Origin of the sequence: Acinetobacter sp. ANC 5414 (assembly GCF_013004295.1) — a bacterium.
In the GTDB taxonomy this organism is placed as follows: domain Bacteria; phylum Pseudomonadota; class Gammaproteobacteria; order Pseudomonadales; family Moraxellaceae; genus Acinetobacter.
In genome coordinates, this window is sequence record NZ_JABERM010000001.1 from 134,950 (window position 1) to 152,639 (window position 17,690).

At 40.3% G+C, this 17,690-nt stretch carries 18 protein-coding genes and 1 tRNA gene; 10 read left to right on the top strand and 9 right to left on the bottom strand.

Features of this window, described 5'->3' with window-relative positions:
- Window positions 1–51: 51 nt before the first annotated feature.
- The 3 genes from HLH18_RS00690 to HLH18_RS00700 all read left to right on the top strand — a co-directional run bounded on the left by HLH18_RS00690 (window position 52) and on the right by HLH18_RS00700 (window position 3,473).
- Window positions 52–124 (top strand) — tRNA-Arg (locus HLH18_RS00690).
- A 599-nt stretch (window positions 125–723) separates the two neighbouring features.
- Window positions 724–1,977: an OmpP1/FadL family transporter gene (locus HLH18_RS00695; RefSeq protein WP_171545441.1), complete on the top strand. Its 1,254-nt coding sequence runs from the start codon at window positions 724–726 to the stop codon at window positions 1,975–1,977.
- 329 nt (window positions 1,978–2,306) lie between these two features.
- On the top strand, window positions 2,307–3,473 hold the full coding sequence (locus HLH18_RS00700) for an OmpP1/FadL family transporter (RefSeq protein ID WP_171545442.1): 1,167 nt from the start codon (window positions 2,307–2,309) through the stop codon (window positions 3,471–3,473).
- Window positions 3,474–3,548: 75 nt separating this feature from the next.
- On the opposite strand, the gene thrH is transcribed toward HLH18_RS00700, so the two are convergent.
- Window positions 3,549–4,166: a bifunctional phosphoserine phosphatase/homoserine phosphotransferase ThrH gene (thrH, locus tag HLH18_RS00705; protein ID WP_171545443.1), complete on the bottom strand. Its 618-nt coding sequence runs from the start codon at window positions 4,164–4,166 to the stop codon at window positions 3,549–3,551.
- Window positions 4,167–4,366: 200 nt separating this feature from the next.
- On the opposite strand from thrH, the gene HLH18_RS00710 reads away from it, so the two are divergent.
- Together HLH18_RS00710 and HLH18_RS00715 are read left to right on the top strand one after the other, a co-directional pair.
- A complete protein-coding gene (locus HLH18_RS00710; protein WP_171545444.1) occupies window positions 4,367–5,101 on the top strand; it encodes a phosphoadenylyl-sulfate reductase in 735 nt (244 codons plus the stop codon).
- 174 nt (window positions 5,102–5,275) lie between these two features.
- Window positions 5,276–6,658, top strand: coding sequence for a WS/DGAT/MGAT family O-acyltransferase (locus HLH18_RS00715; RefSeq protein WP_171545445.1), 1,383 nt, complete (start codon window positions 5,276–5,278; stop codon window positions 6,656–6,658).
- A 56-nt stretch (window positions 6,659–6,714) separates the two neighbouring features.
- Here HLH18_RS00715 and HLH18_RS00720 read toward each other — a convergent pair whose 3' ends face one another.
- From HLH18_RS00720 to HLH18_RS00745, 6 genes are all read right to left on the bottom strand, one after another.
- Window positions 6,715–6,885, bottom strand: coding sequence for a PA1571 family protein (locus HLH18_RS00720; protein ID WP_171527749.1), 171 nt, complete (start codon window positions 6,883–6,885; stop codon window positions 6,715–6,717).
- A 132-nt stretch (window positions 6,886–7,017) separates the two neighbouring features.
- The gene (gene rng, locus HLH18_RS00725; protein ID WP_171545446.1) at window positions 7,018–8,472 is read right to left on the bottom strand and encodes a ribonuclease G; all 1,455 of its coding nucleotides are present in this window, start codon (window positions 8,470–8,472) and stop codon (window positions 7,018–7,020) included.
- 40 nt (window positions 8,473–8,512) lie between these two features.
- Complete coding sequence (locus HLH18_RS00730; protein WP_171545447.1) at window positions 8,513–9,079, bottom strand: Maf-like protein; 567 nt, start codon at window positions 9,077–9,079, stop codon at window positions 8,513–8,515.
- Window positions 9,067–9,558, bottom strand: a complete 492-nt coding sequence (mreD, locus tag HLH18_RS00735; RefSeq protein WP_171545448.1) for a rod shape-determining protein MreD — start codon at window positions 9,556–9,558, stop codon at window positions 9,067–9,069. The genes HLH18_RS00730 and mreD overlap by 13 nt, the downstream gene beginning before the upstream one ends.
- Complete coding sequence (gene mreC, locus HLH18_RS00740; protein WP_171545449.1) at window positions 9,545–10,402, bottom strand: rod shape-determining protein MreC; 858 nt, start codon at window positions 10,400–10,402, stop codon at window positions 9,545–9,547. The genes mreD and mreC overlap by 14 nt, the downstream gene beginning before the upstream one ends.
- Window positions 10,403–10,418: 16 nt before the next feature.
- The gene (locus HLH18_RS00745; protein WP_171545450.1) at window positions 10,419–11,465 is read right to left on the bottom strand and encodes a rod shape-determining protein; all 1,047 of its coding nucleotides are present in this window, start codon (window positions 11,463–11,465) and stop codon (window positions 10,419–10,421) included.
- Between the two features lie 132 nt (window positions 11,466–11,597).
- Here HLH18_RS00745 and gatC point away from each other — a divergent pair, with 132 nt between their 5' ends.
- The 3 genes from gatC to gatB are packed head-to-tail and all read left to right on the top strand — an operon-like array spanning window position 11,598 to window position 14,919.
- Window positions 11,598–11,912, top strand: a complete 315-nt coding sequence (gatC, locus tag HLH18_RS00750; RefSeq protein WP_067863027.1) for an Asp-tRNA(Asn)/Glu-tRNA(Gln) amidotransferase subunit GatC — start codon at window positions 11,598–11,600, stop codon at window positions 11,910–11,912.
- 53 nt (window positions 11,913–11,965) lie between these two features.
- Complete coding sequence (gene gatA, locus HLH18_RS00755) at window positions 11,966–13,444, top strand: Asp-tRNA(Asn)/Glu-tRNA(Gln) amidotransferase subunit GatA (RefSeq protein ID WP_171545451.1); 1,479 nt, start codon at window positions 11,966–11,968, stop codon at window positions 13,442–13,444.
- Window positions 13,444–14,919, top strand: a complete 1,476-nt coding sequence (gene gatB / locus HLH18_RS00760) for an Asp-tRNA(Asn)/Glu-tRNA(Gln) amidotransferase subunit GatB (RefSeq protein ID WP_171545452.1) — start codon at window positions 13,444–13,446, stop codon at window positions 14,917–14,919. Before gatA ends, gatB begins: the two co-directional genes overlap by 1 nt.
- A 304-nt stretch (window positions 14,920–15,223) precedes the next feature.
- Here gatB and HLH18_RS00765 read toward each other — a convergent pair whose 3' ends face one another.
- Complete coding sequence (locus HLH18_RS00765; RefSeq protein WP_171545453.1) at window positions 15,224–16,237, bottom strand: hypothetical protein; 1,014 nt, start codon at window positions 16,235–16,237, stop codon at window positions 15,224–15,226.
- Between the two features lie 57 nt (window positions 16,238–16,294).
- Between HLH18_RS00765 and HLH18_RS15900 the strand changes: the two genes are divergently transcribed.
- Together HLH18_RS15900 and HLH18_RS15905 are read left to right on the top strand one after the other, a co-directional pair.
- Complete coding sequence (locus HLH18_RS15900) at window positions 16,295–16,615, top strand: hypothetical protein (RefSeq protein WP_250852343.1); 321 nt, start codon at window positions 16,295–16,297, stop codon at window positions 16,613–16,615.
- Window positions 16,616–16,679: 64 nt separating this feature from the next.
- A complete protein-coding gene (locus tag HLH18_RS15905) occupies window positions 16,680–16,832 on the top strand; it encodes a hypothetical protein (protein WP_250852344.1) in 153 nt (50 codons plus the stop codon).
- A 172-nt stretch (window positions 16,833–17,004) separates the two neighbouring features.
- On the opposite strand, the gene HLH18_RS00775 is transcribed toward HLH18_RS15905, so the two are convergent.
- Window positions 17,005–17,526 (bottom strand): hypothetical protein, encoded by a 522-nt coding sequence (locus tag HLH18_RS00775; protein WP_171545454.1) that lies wholly within the window; start codon window positions 17,524–17,526, stop codon window positions 17,005–17,007.
- Window positions 17,527–17,690: the final 164 nt, after the last annotated feature.

A 17,690-nucleotide genomic window follows, 5' to 3' on the forward strand; every position in this document is an offset into this window, starting at 1 on the left:
TCGACAATAACTTTTTTTTTATCAGTATTTGCGCTAAATTAGCTGCGCATTGTGCCCTTAGCTTAACTGGATAGAGCAGTTGCCTCCTAAGTGACCGACGCGGGTTCGACTCCCGCAGGGCGCACAATTTTTTAGCAAAATACAAAATTTTCATATACAAAATCTCTGAAACCCAAATTGCCACATGAAATAAATATTTTAATCACTTCAGTTTCAATGACATTTTTTATTCACCACTTAAACTTCACTAATCCCATAAATAAGACCATAATTTTTTTTAAGAATTAAGAAAAATATAGTCTAAAAAATAGCTCATAGTATCCAGACTTCAATATATTGAGTTCTTTAAGCTACGCCGCAGAATTCCTAGAACAAAATAGTGTGATCTAGATAACAAATTATTATTACACTTTTTTATGATAACTGATTACTTTTTAATCAAATAAAAATCTAAAATAAATTTCAATTAATCATTTTTTGTTTTTATTTTTCAACATATTACATATTAACCACCGTTTAATTTTAGATTAAAAGCTCTAATAAAGTGCATTTTTACACTTATTTGTTTTTCTAGAGCATTTACTCTTTTTTTTATTGTGTTATTTTTGTCACATGGAGTAACAAATGATATTCGGTAAAAACCGAAGTTACCAAAAAATGAATACTGAGCATAAATAACATAAAGCCGCAGTAAAAAATTTGTACCTCAAGGAAAGACAGACAATGAAATTAAAAACACTTAGTACAGCGATTCTTCTTGCAACAGTGCCAATGACAGGGGCTTTTGCAGCTGCTTTGGACCGTTCAGGCCAATCTATTGCCGCTTTCTTACAACCTGGTAACTATTTTGAAGCAGGCATTTCTGTATTGGATCCAGATGTATCAGGTCGAGATGCAGCTGGCAATTCAACAGGTGATATGGCGGGAGATTATTATTTTCCAAGTGCTGCTCTTAAATTTCAAGTAACAGATAATTTTTCATTTGGCTTAATTTACGATCAACCTTTTGGTGCTGACGCGGAATATAATCCAGGGAGTATTTTTTCAGTAAACCCAAATGAAGTTGTGGCAACTATTCCTAATCCTGCTGCGCCGGGTGGTATTGTTCCAGTTACAGCAGAAATGGCAGGTGTAGCCAATCAAGTTACAAGTGTTGAAGTTGAAACTCAAAATTTAACTTTCTTATTTGGCTTCCAGCCAACTGAAAATTGGAATATTTATGCTGGCCCAGTTTACCAAACTGCAAAAGGTAATGTTTCTTTAAGAGGTGCTGGATATGGCGGTGCTGCAGCATTTGGCTCATATGATGCCAATATGAAAGAGGATTCTGCATTAGGTTGGATTGCTGGTTTAGCTTACCAAATTCCTGAAATTGCATTAAAAGCATCTTTAACTTATCGTTCAGAAATTGAACACAAGTTACAAGCAACAGAAACTGCTGGCTTTGGAAGTGTAGATCTGTCTCTTAACCCATTATTCAATGCTAGTAAAACTGATGTCACCACCCCACAATCTGTCAATCTTGATTTTCAAACAGGTGTGATGGCTGACACTGTAGCTTTTGCAAATGTACGCTGGGTAAACTGGCAAGACTTCTCAATCCGTCCAAACTATTTTGGTCAAGCAGCACAAGCCGTTGTTGGTGAAGCTATTAATTTAGTTGATTACTCGGATGATCAATGGTCTGCAACTGCTGGCGTAGGTCGTAAATTTAACGAAAAATGGGCTGGTAATGTATCAGTAGGTTGGGATTCGGGTGCAGGTAACCCAGTTACAACTCTAGGACCTACAGAAGGTTATTGGAATGTAGGCTTAGGTTTACAATTTAGCCCAGCTACAAATTACTTTATTGCAGGTGGTGTAAAATACTTCATGCTTGGTGATGCAACTGCCAAAACAGCACTTAATGATAATGTTGGTAAATTTGAAGATAACCATGCGATTGCATACGGCCTAAAAATGGGCTACCGCTTCTAAAATTATTTGATAAATTAATAAAAGACCATTGTACGCAATGGTCTTTTTACATTACACCACTTGTATTTTTAAATGACACAATCTGGATGTTTTAAATTTGATCAAAAAGAATTACTTATATTGCCCTATTTTTTTAAGCTTATTACTCTAATTTTTTACTTATAAATCATTAATATACAAAAGTATTGTTAGTGCTTTTACTCTATTCAAGTTCATTTTTTGAATTAGTCAGTTCATTTTGCACTCAGTCCTCAGCGTTTACTCTTTTTTTATTTATGTTACTTTCCCGTAACTTTTAAAAAGATGAAGCGACTCAGGGAAAAGAATCTATGAAGCTTACAGCAATTCATTCAGCTATTTTACTCAGTTTAATTCCAGCTACAACAACTTTTGCTGGTGGTTTAGACCGTTCTGGACAATCAATTTCAGCTTTTTTACAACCTGGCAACTATGCTGAAGCAGGTATCTCAGTTTTAGATCCAACTGTTAAAGGTTCTTCTACTGTACAAGGTTTAGAAGGTGAAAAAATCAGTGACATGGCTGAAGATTATTATTTCCCTTCCGCAGCTATCAAAGTACAGGCAACTGATAAAATTTCACTTGGCTTGATTTACGATCAACCTTATGGTGCTGACTCTCAATATGCTTCAACTGCAGGTTCGTTTGGAGATGGAATTGAAGGTACTTCTGTTGAAGTAAAAACCAACAACCTAACCGCTTTAATCGGTTATCAACCTACTGAAAACTGGAATTTCTATGCCGGTCCGGTTTGGCAAACTGTTGAGGCTGAAATTAAATTACGCGGTGCAGCATATGCAAAACCTCCTGCAGGAACTTTAAGTGGCTATAATATTAACGTAGAGCAAGAAGAAGCTTACGGTTGGTTAGCTGGGTTTGCTTACCAGATTCCTGAAATTGCTTTAAAAGCTGCTGTTACATATCGTTCTGAGATTAAACATAATGCTAAATCTAAAGAAACATATAATTTAATTCTGGGTTTTGCTTATATTGATGAACTAGAAGCTATTACTCCACAATCAGTAAATTTAGATTTACAATCAGGTATTGCTCAAAATACTTTGGCCTTTGCAAATCTTCGTTGGGTACATTGGGATCAATTTGCAGTAACACCTTCATTCCTAGCTCAAACTACTGCTGCATTGGGAGCAAAACAAAATCTGATTGATTATTCAGATGACCAATACTCAATTACCACTGGCCTTTCACACAAATTCAACAGTAAATGGGCAGGTACTGCAGCGATTGGTTGGGATTCTGGTGCAGGCAACCCTGTAACAACACTTGGTCCAACAGAAGGTTACTGGAGTGTTGGCCTAGGTGGCCAATATAGCCCTGCTGAAAACTATTTTATTCAAGCTGGGATTAAATACTTCTGGTTAGGCGATGCACAAGCTCAAACTGGTGGATCTGTAAAAGCTGATTTTGAAGACAATCATGCAATTGGTTATGGTATGAAAATTGGTTACCGTTTCTAATAGCAATAAAAATGAGCATGACATAAAAAAGGGCGCTAATAGCGCCCTTTTTTTTATTCCACAAAATTAAAAATATTATGCGGGAATATTACGCACTGAAGCATTACGAATGGCTTCTTTTAAAGCTTCATAACCATGAATTGATGGAAATTGCGGGAATTCAGCAATCACATTTTCAGGCGCATCAAACAAGAAACCGTGGTCAGCTTCACCCAGCATCGTAGTATCATTATACGAGTCACCCGCTGCAATTACACGGAAGTTCAAACCATGCAGTGCTTTCACCGCCTGACGTTTTTGATCCGGCTGGCGAAGTTTATAGGCAGAGATCATGCCCGCTTCATCCGTTTCCAACTTGTGACAGAAAATAGTCGGCCAATCCAGTTGCTTCATTAAGGGATGAGCAAATTCATAGAAAGTATCTGAAAGAATAATGAGCTGGAAATGAGTACTTACCCATTTCACAAATTCTTTTGCACCCGGGAAAGGTCCCATATCTGCAATCACTTCCTGAATATCATTTAAGCCTAAACCGTGCTCTTTTAAAATATTCAGACGTTGCGTCATCAACACATCGTAGTCTGGAATATCACGTGTAGTTGCTTCCAATGCTTTAATTCCAGTTTTCTTGGCAAAGTTAATCCAGATTTCTGGAACTAATACCCCTTCAAGATCAAGACATACGATTTCCATGGGTTCTCCCAATGTCAGTGAAAAAAATTTGCGCTATCATAGCTTAAAAATTGATATTTCATGTGCTGTTTTTTAAATCTATTTAATTCATAAGTATTTATTTTTTAGTGCTAAGCAGGCTATTTCAATTCTATTAAAATCATTGTGAATTAAATTAATATAGGTTTTTAAGTGTCCAAGCCTATACGCCAGGAACTATCATGACTACGATCCCCACCATTGACCTTGTCGATGCACTCGCATCTGAATATGCCGCTAAATCTCCCAGCGAGATTCTGGAACTTGCTTTAAGTCAAGAAGGTGAAATTGCAATTTCATTTTCAGGTGCTGAAGATGTGGTTTTGATTGATATGGCCTCTCACCTCGGTAAACCATTTCGTGTCTTTAGTTTAGATACCGGTCGTTTACATGCAGAAACCTATCAATTTATCGACCAAGTTCGTAAACATTACAGTATTGATATCGAAATTTGCTTCCCTGAAACAGAAACGATGCAAAAACTGGTCACTGAAAAAGGTTTCTTCAGCTTCTATCAAGATGGACATAAGGAATGTTGCGGCATTCGCAAAGTTCAACCCTTACGTAAAAAACTTGCCACATTAGATGGCTGGATTACCGGTCAGCGCAAAGATCAAAGTCCAGGTACCCGCAATGAAATTCCTGTGGTTGAGGCCGATGCTGGTTTTTCTGGTCCTGGTAAACAGTTAATTAAATATAATCCGCTAGCCAACTGGTCAAGTGCGGACGTATGGAATTATATCCGCATGATGGAAATTCCTTACAATCCGTTGCACGAACGTGGTTTTATTTCTATTGGTTGTGAACCGTGTACTCGCCCCGTCCTTCCGAACCAACATGAACGTGAAGGTCGTTGGTGGTGGGAAGAGGCCACCCATAAAGAATGTGGATTACATGCTGGAAACTTAAAAAAATAATTTTTCAAAAAAAGTCACTGTTTTTCAGTGGCTTTTTATTCACTTTTCCTTACACAGAAATCGGTTCTTTTCTTTTAAAAAAAGATATACTGAAAAAACGGTTTTTATAATTCTAACAAGCCTGTTCAAATAAATAAGAACAGCCAATGAAATTGCAGTGAGGCATTCCACGCTATGCGTCCATTACACCCGATTGATTTTATTTTTCTGTCGCTAGAGAAACGTCAGCAACCGATGCATGTCGGTGGACTCTTTTTATTTCAAATTCCTGACAATGCACCTGAAACATTTATTCAAGATCTCGTTGCTGATATTCGTAAATCCAAGTGTCTTCCTGTTGCACCTTTTAATAATAAACTGAATGGCCTATTTTGGGATGAAGACCAGGAATTTGACTTAGACCATCATTTCCGTCACATCGCGCTTCCTCACCCAGGTCGAATCCGTGAATTACTGACTTATATTTCGCAAGAACATAGCGCTCTGCTTGATCGTGCCAAACCACTTTGGACTTGTAATATTATTGAAGGCATTGAAGGCAACCGCTTTGCCATGTACTTTAAAATTCACCATGCAATGGTGGATGGTATTGCAGGTATGCGTTTAGTTGAAAAATCACTGTCGCGTGATCCTCATGCCAAAAGTATTGTGCCGCTGTGGTGTGTTGAAGGGCCTCGCGCTAAACGCCTTAAAGAACCGCAAAAGAATAGCCGTATAAAAAAAATTATGGGTGCTTTAAAAGAGCAAATTGAAGCAACTCCCAAAGTCATGTATGAATTGTCTCAAACCATTTGCAAAGATATGGGACGTAATCCTGACTATGTTTCAAGTTTCCAGGCACCGAGTAGTATTTTAAATCAACGTGTGAGTTCTTCACGTCGCTTTGCAGCACAATCTTTTGAACTTGGTCGATTAAGCAAAATCGCGAAAGCACTCGGTGTGACCATTAATGATGTGGTATTGGCGATCTGTTCCGGCGCACTGCGTGAATATTTACTCAGTCACAATGCGTTGCCGAAAAAACCCCTGATTGCGATGGTTCCGGCTTCAATTCGTGATGATAATTCTGAAGTTTCAAATCGTATTACCATGATTTTGGCCAATCTCGGCACCAATAAAGAAACACCATTAGAACGCCTGCAAATTATTCGGCGTAGTGTGTTAAATGCTAAACAGCGTTTCAAGCGCATGAATTCAAATCAAATTTTAAACTATAGTGCATTGGTTTACGGTGCAGCAGGTTTAAATATTTTGTCAGGCATTATGCCAAAACGCCAAGCATTCAATATCGTGATTTCGAATGTACCCGGACCGCGTGAACCATTATATTGGAATGGTGCCAAATTAGATGCACTCTACCCAGCTTCGATTGTTCTAGATGGACAAGCACTGAATATTACAATGACCAGTTATTTGGATAAATTGGAAGTGGGCTTAACGGGCTGTCGAAATGCATTACCTAAAATGCAAAACCTGCTGACTCACCTGGAAGATGAAATTCAGCGATTTGAAGAGATCGTGGGTCACGAAACCCCAAAGTTAAAGGCGGTGAGTTAACCGCACAAGCAATAAAGAATAAACATGAATAAATTAAGGGGCTTTTGATGAGCCCCTTAATTTTTAATACTACGACATTGATTTAATAATTGATGGCAAACCGAATGAATCATGGCAGCAGTAATCTGAATTTCTTTGCCTTGTTCATCAACGATATAACCATTCTGTGTTGGTTTATTATCTAACGTATTCAAACTTTTTTTAATAACTACTTGACTCATACTCATGTCATACCTCTTTTTGCTAAGCCAAAAAGGGAGATTTTGGCTTTGGCTACTGTGTACGAGTAGTATTAAAAATTACACTGAGAAAGTAAAATTTCAGATGTAACAAGTATTTAACGATATTCTGTTACAATTTCAACTCAGAATGATATCGTATTGCTCTTGCGTATATAGATTTTCCACCTGAAACTTGATCATACGCCCTATAAAGTGCTCTAAATCGGCCACTGCCGGTGCTTCGGCTGTTAACAATCGGTCAATCACCAAAGGGTGCGCAACAACGGTAAATTCACTTTTTGATTCAAAAGCGCGTGCATATCTCAAAATTTCTCTAAAAATTTCGTAACACACCGTCTCTGCAGTTTTCACATAGCCACGTCCCTGGCAGGTTGAACATGATTCACATAACAAGTGTTCTAAAGATTCACGGGTACGCTTACGGGTCATTTCGACCAAGCCAAGCTCGGATACTTGCGTGATTTTGGTTTTGGCATGATCACGTTCCAGCATGCGCTCAAACTGGCTCATTACTTCTTCACGATGCTGCGCCTCCTGCATATCAATGAAGTCGATAATGATAATGCCACCCAAATTACGCAAACGCAGCTGACGTGCAATCACTTGCGTCGCTTCCATATTGGTTTTGAACACCGTGTCTTCCAGTGTCCGACCACCAACATATGAACCGGTATTGACATCAATCGTGGTCATCGCTTCAGTCTGGTCCAGCATCAAATATCCGCCAGACTTGAGGGCTACACGCGTTTGTAGCGCTTTTTGAATATCTTCTTCTACATTGTACAGGTCGAAAATAGGACGTTCACCTGGGTAGTGCACCAGTCTCGTTTGCATACTGGGTACAAATTCTTCGACAAATTCTTGCAACTTGGCATGAATTTCACGCGAATCCACTGAAATTTTGGCCGTATCTTCATTGGCTAAATCACGAATCACCCGTTGCGGAAGCGGAAGCTCTTCAAAAATCAGTGAAGGTACAGCGATGCTGGTTTGCTTGCGCTGAATAAACTCCCAAAGCTTGGCCAAATACGCCATATCCTGGGCAATTTCTGATTCTGGAATACCTTCAGCAGCGGTGCGTACAATGACACTGCCCGGTAGCTTATGTTGAGCCTGAATGCCTTCAATCATCGAACGTAAGCGATCACGTTCCTGTTCAGACTCGATACGCTGTGAAACGCCAATATGATGACCATAAGGCATCAAAACCAGATAACGCGAAGGAATAGAAAGGTCGGTACTTAAACGCGCCCCTTTGGTGCCGAGCATGTCTTTCATCACTTGAACAGTGAGGATCTGACCCGGTTGGAGCAATTCAAAAACATTGGGGGTCGGTTGATTACGCGGCCAAACCATATCGTTAATATGCAAAAATGCGGTACGAGATAAACCAATATCTACAAACGCGGCTTGCATACCCGGCAAAACGCGAACAACTTTGCCTTTGTATATATTTCCAACCAAACCACGTTTAACCGTGCGCTCTACAAATAGTTCATTGACCGTACCATTTTGGATTAAGGCCACCCGACATTCCATAGGTGTGACGTTAATCAACAACTCGTCAGACATAATAAGACTCAAAACATTATAAAAATTCTTTTTTCAGCCGTTAATTTAGTGCCTTAACCGACTGTAATAACTGTACTGTCTCATATAGAGGTAAGCCCACAACATTACTATAACTTCCTTCTATGCGAGGAATATAACGTGCTGCAATCCCCTGAATGGCATAAGCTCCCGCCTTACCTACAGGTTCGCCTGTCGCCCAATAACTTTCCATATCATCGAGACTTAATTGTTGAAACTCAACCTGCGTTCGTACCACTATACTTGATTTTTCTGTGGTTGTACGTACGCAAACACCTGAAAATACATCATGTTTACGACCTGAAATGCGTTGCCACATTTCAAAAGCATGTTGTTTAGATTCAGGTTTACCTAAAATTTGATTATCGACGCCTAAACTGGTGTCAGCTGCAATAACAATGGCATCGGGAAATTGATCCAAGACCACTTGAGCTTTGCTGCATGCGAGACGTTCCACATAGGCTGCAACGCCCTCGCCTGCTAAAGCTGACTCATCAATCTCTGGACTAAAAATTTCAAATTCTAGTCCGAGTTGCTGAAGTAGCTCTCGACGGCGCGGAGAACTCGAAGCGAGAATTAAATGCGCCATTTTCTTAAGAGAAAATAAATAACAGGGAAAACTAAAATGCTGCTCAATAAGGGCTGCCAGTGTCTTGCAATCGAAAATTGCAAACCGCCCATAATTTGAGCCACCCAGGTCATAAACAAATGCGCCAACACGGCCAAGAAACTAATGACCCAGAGATTAGCAAAGGTCAAAATGCGTCGTTCCCGGGTTAAAAATCTGGCGATAAAAGTGATCATCACAAATGTTAAAGCATTCATCCCCAAGGGTGCGTCAACCAGAAGATCGGTAAAAATACCGGTCGCAAAGGCAAACCAGATCCCGCACCATGTCGGCTGGCACATGATCCAAAACAGCATGACCAGCAACATGAATAATGGACGTGCACCTGAAATAGCATAGGACAATGGATAAACAATCAGTACTGAACAGATAATGACTGAAACAATAATGGCAATAAGAGGATCACGTTTATTTTCAGAACGTAGCTTAGCGATCGACATTCGGTTGCTCCATCGCTAAAGAATCCGAAAACAGCACCACCACATGATGTCCCCCTGCCAGTTGAGCGGCTGGAATAACTTCAATTTTGGCAAATTCACCCGAATTATGTCGATTCACTTTAGACACTGTTCCCACTAAGTAACCCGCAGGGAAATGTGCGCCCAAACCTGAGCTATACACTTTCTCACCGACTTTGATGTTGGCACTGGTTGGAACATATTCCATTTTCAAATGACCTAAATCACCTGTACCGGTGACAATGGCACGCATTCCGGTATGTTCTAAACGTACAGATAGAGAATGCTCTTTATCGGACAACAACATGATCCGGCTACTATGCGGATAGACATCGATAATTTGCCCCATAATGCCTTTGTCATCCAAAACCGTTTGACCGACTTTGAGCTGGCTGCTTGCACCACGGTTAATCACAATAATATGTCTGAGTGGATCTGCATCTGTACCAATTACCTCTGCAATTTCCATACGTCCATCAATAATCAGCGGCGTATCGAGTAAGCCTCTTAGACGGGTATTTTCAGCAGAAAGCTCAGATAATTTTTGCAGACGAACTTGTGCCTGTAAAAGCTCGGCTTGCATCGCGGTATTTTCACGACGTAACTGGGCTTCAGACTTGGTTTGTTGATTTAGCCATTCTCGCGATAACACTGGATAACTTGCTAAAGCATAAATCGGATTATATGCCGCATACAAGACATCACGTGCGGGCTGAATCACATGTGGCATGCGCCAGTTAAAAAACAGCACAACCCAGCATGTGATAACCGCAATGATAAATGAGCGAAAAGATGGCGGTTGTCTAGAAAACAGATTTGTTTGCACCCGCCTGGTCCTTAACTTAGCCTACAAATAGCATGTCATGATTTGGGTTATCAAAGAATTCTAAGACTTTACCGCCACCACGCGTCACGCAAGTTAAAGGATCTTCTGCGACAACCACAGGCAAGCCTGTTTCTTGTGCAAGCAGTTTATCGAGGTTACGTAATAATGCGCCGCCACCTGTCAATACAATACCGCGCTCTGCAATGTCTGATGACAATTCAGGCGGGGTTTGTTCAAGTGCAGATTTCACCGCAGACACAATATTTTGTAATGGGTCAGAAATGGCTTGCATGATTTCATCAGAAGTCACGGTAATTGCACGAGGCACACCTTCTGCCAGGTTACGACCACGAACTTCGATTTCGAGTGGTTTAGCGCCTTCATCCGGCAATGCCATACCCACTTCTTTTTTAATCACTTCAGCAGTGGTTTCACCAATCACGCAACCATGTGCTTTACGTACGTAGTTAATGATCTGTTCATCAAATACATCACCACCAATACGTAGCGAGTCTGCATAGACACAGCCTTGTAATGAAATAATGGCAATTTCAGTGGTACCACCACCAACATCAACCACCATTGAACCACATGCTTGTTCAACCGGCATACCCGCACCAATTGCAGCAGCCATTGGCTCTTCAATTAAGCGAACATCACGTGCACCGGCATTAAACACCGCTTCACGGATGGCACGGCGCTCAACCAGTGTCGATTTGCACGGCACACAAACCACAACACGCGGTGCAGGTGGAAATAGACGTCTTTCATGCACTTTACCAATAAACTGGTTCAGCATGGTTTCAGTCACTTCAAAATCGGCAATCACACCATCTTTCATGGGACGGATTGCGGTAATATTCGCAGGAGTACGACCCAGCATTTGCTTTGCATCAAGACCTACCGCGGCAACGATTTTTTGTGAACCACTATGACGAATTGCCACAACTGTCGGTTCATTTAATATAATGCCTCGTCCTGGTGCATAAATAAGTGTATTTGCTGTACCTAAATCAATGGCTAGATCGGGCGAAAACAAGCCAATTAGTCTTTTTAGAATCACGGAGACGTTCTCGATTAAACTTTATGTGGACGCAAGGTGGCAACTTTAACTAAATGTGATGATTTGAACAAGTCAATCGCTTATTATAACGCACGATATTTTGAATTTTTTTAATACTGATCAGGTGATGTTATGTCTACAACGGATGCACAGCATTCTGCAGATTTAAATGCACAAACAGTTTCAGCAATCGCCAATCTTGCACGATTGTCGCTAGATGATACGCAATCTGCTGAATATGCTCAAAGTCTAAATAAAATTTTAGGCATGATGGAAACCTTAAAAGGCATTGACACTGAAGGTGTCGAGCCGCTTAAAAGCCCATTTGACCATCCGCAACCCTTACGTGAAGACGTGGTTTCTGAACAAAATCATCGTGAAGAATATCAAGCTGTTGCACCTGCAACTCAAGATGGCTTGTACCTTGTTCCACGCGTGATTGAATAATTTCCAATCAGTCAAACCATTTTTGTTAAATTAAACGTAAAGAATTATTTCTCATGACAGATTTACATCGCTTATCGATTCGTGAACTTTCTGAGGGTTTAGCTGGCTCTAAATTCTCGTCTCGTGAACTCACCGAACATTATTTAAAACGCATTGAAAAAATCGATGCCCAAGTACAAAGTTATGTCACAGTTACGCCTGAACAAGCCTTAGCTCAAGCAGATGCTGCGGATGCCCTGCGCAAATCCGGAATGGCCAATGTACTCACTGGTGTTCCCGTTGCCCACAAAGATATTTTCTGTACCCAAGGCATTAAAACCACTGCCGGTTCTAAAATGCTGGACAACTTTATCTCTCCTTACGACGCAACCGTTGTAGCGAAAGGTAAAGTTGCAGGTTTGGTGACTTTAGGTAAGGTGAACATGGACGAATTCGCCATGGGTTCGACCTCTGAGTCGTCTTACTTTGGCGCAACCAAAAACCCGTGGGCACTGGATCATGTTCCGGGTGGTTCTTCAGGTGGTTCTGCGGCAGCTGTAGCAGCTGACCTTGCACCATTTGCAACTGGTACTGACACAGGTGGTTCAATTCGCCAACCTGCATCTTTCTGTGGTCTTACAGGCTTAAAACCGACTTATGGTCGTGTGTCTCGTTTCGGAATGATCGCCTATGCATCCTCTTTAGACCAAGGCGGCCCGATGGCGCGTTCGGCTGAAGACTGTGCCTACCTCATGAACGTGATGGCTGGCCACGATGCCAAAGATTCAACCTCGATGGATCAAGACGTTGATGATTACGTTGCGAACTTGAACGGCACTTCGGTGAAAGGGTTACGCATTGGTATTCCAAAACAGTACTTCAATGTTGCCGGCTTAGATGCGGACGTTAAAGCACGTGTTGAAGAATCATTGAAAAAACTGGAAGAAATGGGCGCGACTCTGGTTGAGATTGATCTCAACATGACTGACGCTTATGTTCCGACATATTACCTGATTGCGCCTGCTGAGGCATCATCTAACTTACAGCGTTTTGATGGGGTGCGTTATGGCTACCGCTGTGAAAATCCTGTTGATTTAACAGATTTGTACAAGCGTTCACGTTCAGAAGGTTTTGGTCCGGAAGTGCAACGTCGTATCCTGATTGGGACTTATGCACTTTCTGCCGGTTATTATGATGCTTACTATGTGAAAGCACAAAAAGTACGTCGTTTAATCCAGCAAGATTTCTTGAAAGCATTTGAATCTGTAGACGTAATTGCTGCTCCTTCTGCACCAACCACAGCTTACAAAATTGGTGCGAACCTCACACCAGTTGAAATGTACCTCGGTGACATCTACACCATCGCGGTAAACCTTGCAGGTCTTCCTGCGATTAACGCGCCTGTTGGTTTTGACAAAGACAATTTACCTGTTGGCTTACAGTTGATTGGTAATTACTGGTCAGAATCTCAATTGTTGTCTGTGGTGCATCAATACCAACAAGCAACGGATTGGCATACCAAACGCGCTGCAATTGCTGAGGAGAACGCATAATGTCTAAGAACGCTGCTAAACCAAAATCTAACCTGATTGATGGTTGGGAAGTTGTTATTGGTATCGAAATTCACACTCAGCTTGCAACCAATTCTAAAATCTTCTCAGGCTCTTCGACTGTATTTGGTAACGATCCGAACACGCAGGCGAGCCTTGTAGACCTTGCAATGCCGGGTGTATTGCCGGTACTGAACAAAGCAGTGGTTGATCTTGCGATTCGCTTTGGTTTAGGTATCGATGCGTATATTGACAAAGCATCTGTATTTGCACGTAAAAACTATTTCTATCCGGATTCTCCAAAAGGCTATCAAATTAGCCAGATGGACAACCCGATCGTGGGCTTGGGGCATATCGACATTCAACTTGAAGATGGCACGGTTAAACGCATTGGCGTGACCCGTGCGCACCTTGAGGAAGATGCAGGTAAATCGATTCATGACCAGTTCGAAGGTATGTCAGGTATCGACTTAAACCGTGCCGGTACACCGTTACTTGAAATCGTATCTGAACCGGATATGCGATCGGTTGAAGAAGCGGTTGCCTACATCAAAGCGATTCACACGCTTGTGCGCTGGTTGGGTATTTCTGACGGTAACATGGCGGAAGGTTCGTTCCGTTGTGACTGTAACGTTTCTTTACGTCGTCCGGGTCAGCCATTTGGTACACGTTGTGAATTGAAAAACTTGAACTCATTCCGTTTCATTGAACAAGCGATCAATGTTGAAATTGAACGTCAAATGGAAATTCTGGAATGGGACGGCACCATTGATCAGGAAACACGTTTATTCGACCCTGTGAAGATGGAAACGCGTTCAATGCGTTCGAAAGAAGAAGCGAACGATTACCGCTACTTCCCTGACCCAGACTTGTTGCCTGTGGTGATTGCAGATGAGCAAATCGAAGCGATTAAAGCAACCATGCCTGAGCTTCCTGCGGCACGTCGTGAGCGCTTTGTAGCTGACTTTGGTGTGACTGAGTATGATGCACACGTTCTTACCCTGACACGTGAAATGTCAGAGTTTTACGAAGAAGTGGTTAAAGCTGCTGGTGGCGCTGCGCAAGGTAAAGTATCTGCAAACTGGGTGATGGGCGAATTCTCGGGTGCTTTAAACAAAGCAGGCTTAGATTTGGCGGACTCTCCTGTATCGGCTGAAAAACTTGGCGGTATGATCGCACGTATTGTGGACAACACCATTAACGGTAAGATCGCGAAGCAAGTATTCGGCTTTATGTGGGACGAAGGCAAATCTGCGGACGAGATTATTGCGGAAAAAGGCTTGAAACAGGAAACTGATACAGGCGCGATTGAAGCGATTATTAAGGAAGTGTTTGCTGCTAACGAGAAAATGGTTGAAGAGTATAAATCTGGTAAAGAGAAAGCTTTCAACGGTCTTGTTGGTCAAGTGATGAAAGCTGCAAAAGGGAAAGCGAACCCTGCGCAAGTGAATGAGTTGATGAAGAAATTGATTGGTTGATCTGATCTTTCTTTAAAAGAAAACCCGCTTTAGAGCGGGTTTTCTTTTAAAAAATTAGTATAAGGAGTAAAGTCAAAATTCGGATCTAAACTGGTTATCGCTGTTTTAACAGACTGATGTTCGGACTTATTATTCCAACGATCACAACACTGAGAATTATTATTTGCATCATCTATTAGAGTTATTAATTGAACCAAAGTAAATTTATTTAAATATGGTGTAATTAATTTCGCAAACATCCTATCAGCTTCAGCATATGAACTTGACTGACAATATCCATATACACAAAGATCATAAAACTCTTTTATACAACTATTTTCAATAGATTCTTTTCAAGAATTTCTAAATTAGTTATAATAAAATTCCTTGTATCAGTTGTTCGCAAATAATTAATATAATCAATTATTCGTTGATGTTTTATAATTTGATATTTTTTTTCAGAATTTTGATCATCAATAATTGCATAAATAGTCTGAACACATTCCTCTTCAAAAAAATTAACTATAAATCTATTTTTTATAAGAAAATCAAGTAATGCTTCTTTCAAATCATCTTCCAGCTTTAGATCTGAAATAAATTTTTTTTCATTTTGCAAAAATTCTAAAAATAACACCCTTCTATTTTTTAGAATAACTTCCAATATATCAAGATTGATTGACCTATTAGCCTTAATATCCAAATCGTTAGCCTTGAAAATGAATTTCCACAAAGTCTTTATTAACTTAATAACAAGGACATTTGGCATTTTATTTAGGAATTTATGAATAAAATAGCGTTCACGATCTTCAAAAGTTACTAATGTATTTTTTACAGTATTCAAATCTGAAAAAACAACATCAAGAATTTTTGATGAAAACAAAGCCTCTTTAGTCAAAACACTTTCTAATGCATTTCTAATAAGGCTATAAACTGTTTCTTTTGTAGGTGAATGTAACAAATCTGTTGAAGTAATTACTGGATGTGCTGAAACATGCCTCATATTTTGTAAATATTCTAAATTAGAAACCTCAAAGGTTTCTAAAAAATTTATCTCTTTGTGAAACTTTTTAACAGTCTCAAGTTCCCATTTTGAGGAAGTAGAATCTTTACTCTGCTCAAACCTAATATAGTCTAATATTTGTAATGCTTTAGGGTCATTATAAACACTATCTAACTCCTTCAATTTATGAACAAGATCTGTCACAACAACAGACCATAGCATAACTGTAGCGGAACGATAATTACCCATTGCATATGAAGAATATACTTCCTTGAACAATTCTTTTGTATATGGATTTTTAATATTTTCAATTGATTCATCTATAGAAAAATAAGTCATTACCATCCCTCTCAAATTTTGAGGTAATCTATCATAAACAATGATTTATTAAACAACATGACCATCAAAAAAGTATCTTCTATCGCCAAACTCGAAGACTTAGGACGAATTCAATTATCAAAGTCCTTCTTTATGCGTGATTTCCTGTATAGCGAAATCGCAAACTGGTACGGCGTACCCAACTTCCCCGAACATCCTGACATTGCCATTCGTTCTGCGTATCGATCTCCAAGCGTGAACCAACTTGGCAACGAAAAAGGACATAACTGCGCAAGCAATGAGAAAAACTTTGCCAGCCACATTTGGGACTACCCTGATGAAAAAGGCTACGGTGCAACGACGTGTATTGTCATTCCCTCTTTTTTTAGAGCTATATAAAAAAGACCAAAGCAACTGGCAACAATTGGCGTATTAGATTCATAACAATTTGAACTATAGCCACATGACATTTTTCCCAAAACTGTGTGCTTTTAATATTGGTTGGCATGAACAACCTTCGCGGGAAATTTATAGTTATATACAACCGAAAGGCTATTTGCTGCGAGGTGAAGCGGTGAATGAGGAATATGAGAAGTTTTATCCTGATCTTATTTAATTTCCCCCTCACCCCAGCCCTCTCCCTAAGGGAGAGGGAGCTTCTATTTCTAACTCAGATAGTATTTGATCCACAATGAAAATACCCTCTCCTTTTAGGAGAGGGTTAGGGAGAGGATTCTTATGAAATTGGTAAGTAGTTTTTCTAAATTTTGATTCAAAAAAGAGAGAATTTACTTCCTAATTGCCCCCAACTTATTCCACACATCAGGCGTTAAAAACGTCATCACCATCTTATTCAGGTCGACATAACGCAATACACCTTTCAACTGCTGATTCACCTCAGGATTTTTCACAATGGCTTCACCCGTAGTACGACCTAATTCCTGAAAACTGTCGCCTACAGCTTGCAAGCCTTCGGCCTGAATCACGGCTTTGGTTTGTGCAGAACACTGCTCCACCAAGATGCGCTGTAAAACGTTCGCTAGGCTTTTATCCAGTTGCTCTTTCTGAACATCGGTTACTTGACTAAAACTTTTTAAATCCGGATGGGTTGATAAAGCTACAAAGGTCCATTGCAGTACAGTTTTCTTATCTGTCTCAGTTGTCGATTTCACCAGACAATTACTTAGCTGCTCGACCGTTGGCCCTGCTGTCGCCAATTGTGCGGAACCCAACAATGCAACCGCCATCAAAGCTGAAAAGCCTATACGTGAAATGCTGTGACGAGCGGTAGTTAAAACATTGCGAGACATAAGGCGAACTCCAGTGAAAAATCATTCTCTTTGTATCATAACGCTGAGGTTTTTACCTGTTATGACTCTGTAAACCGAACTCACTGAACATTGAATTAAACACTAAAAAATAATGTTTTCCATTCAAGTAAAATATCGAATGCAACAAAATGAAATTCATCTGG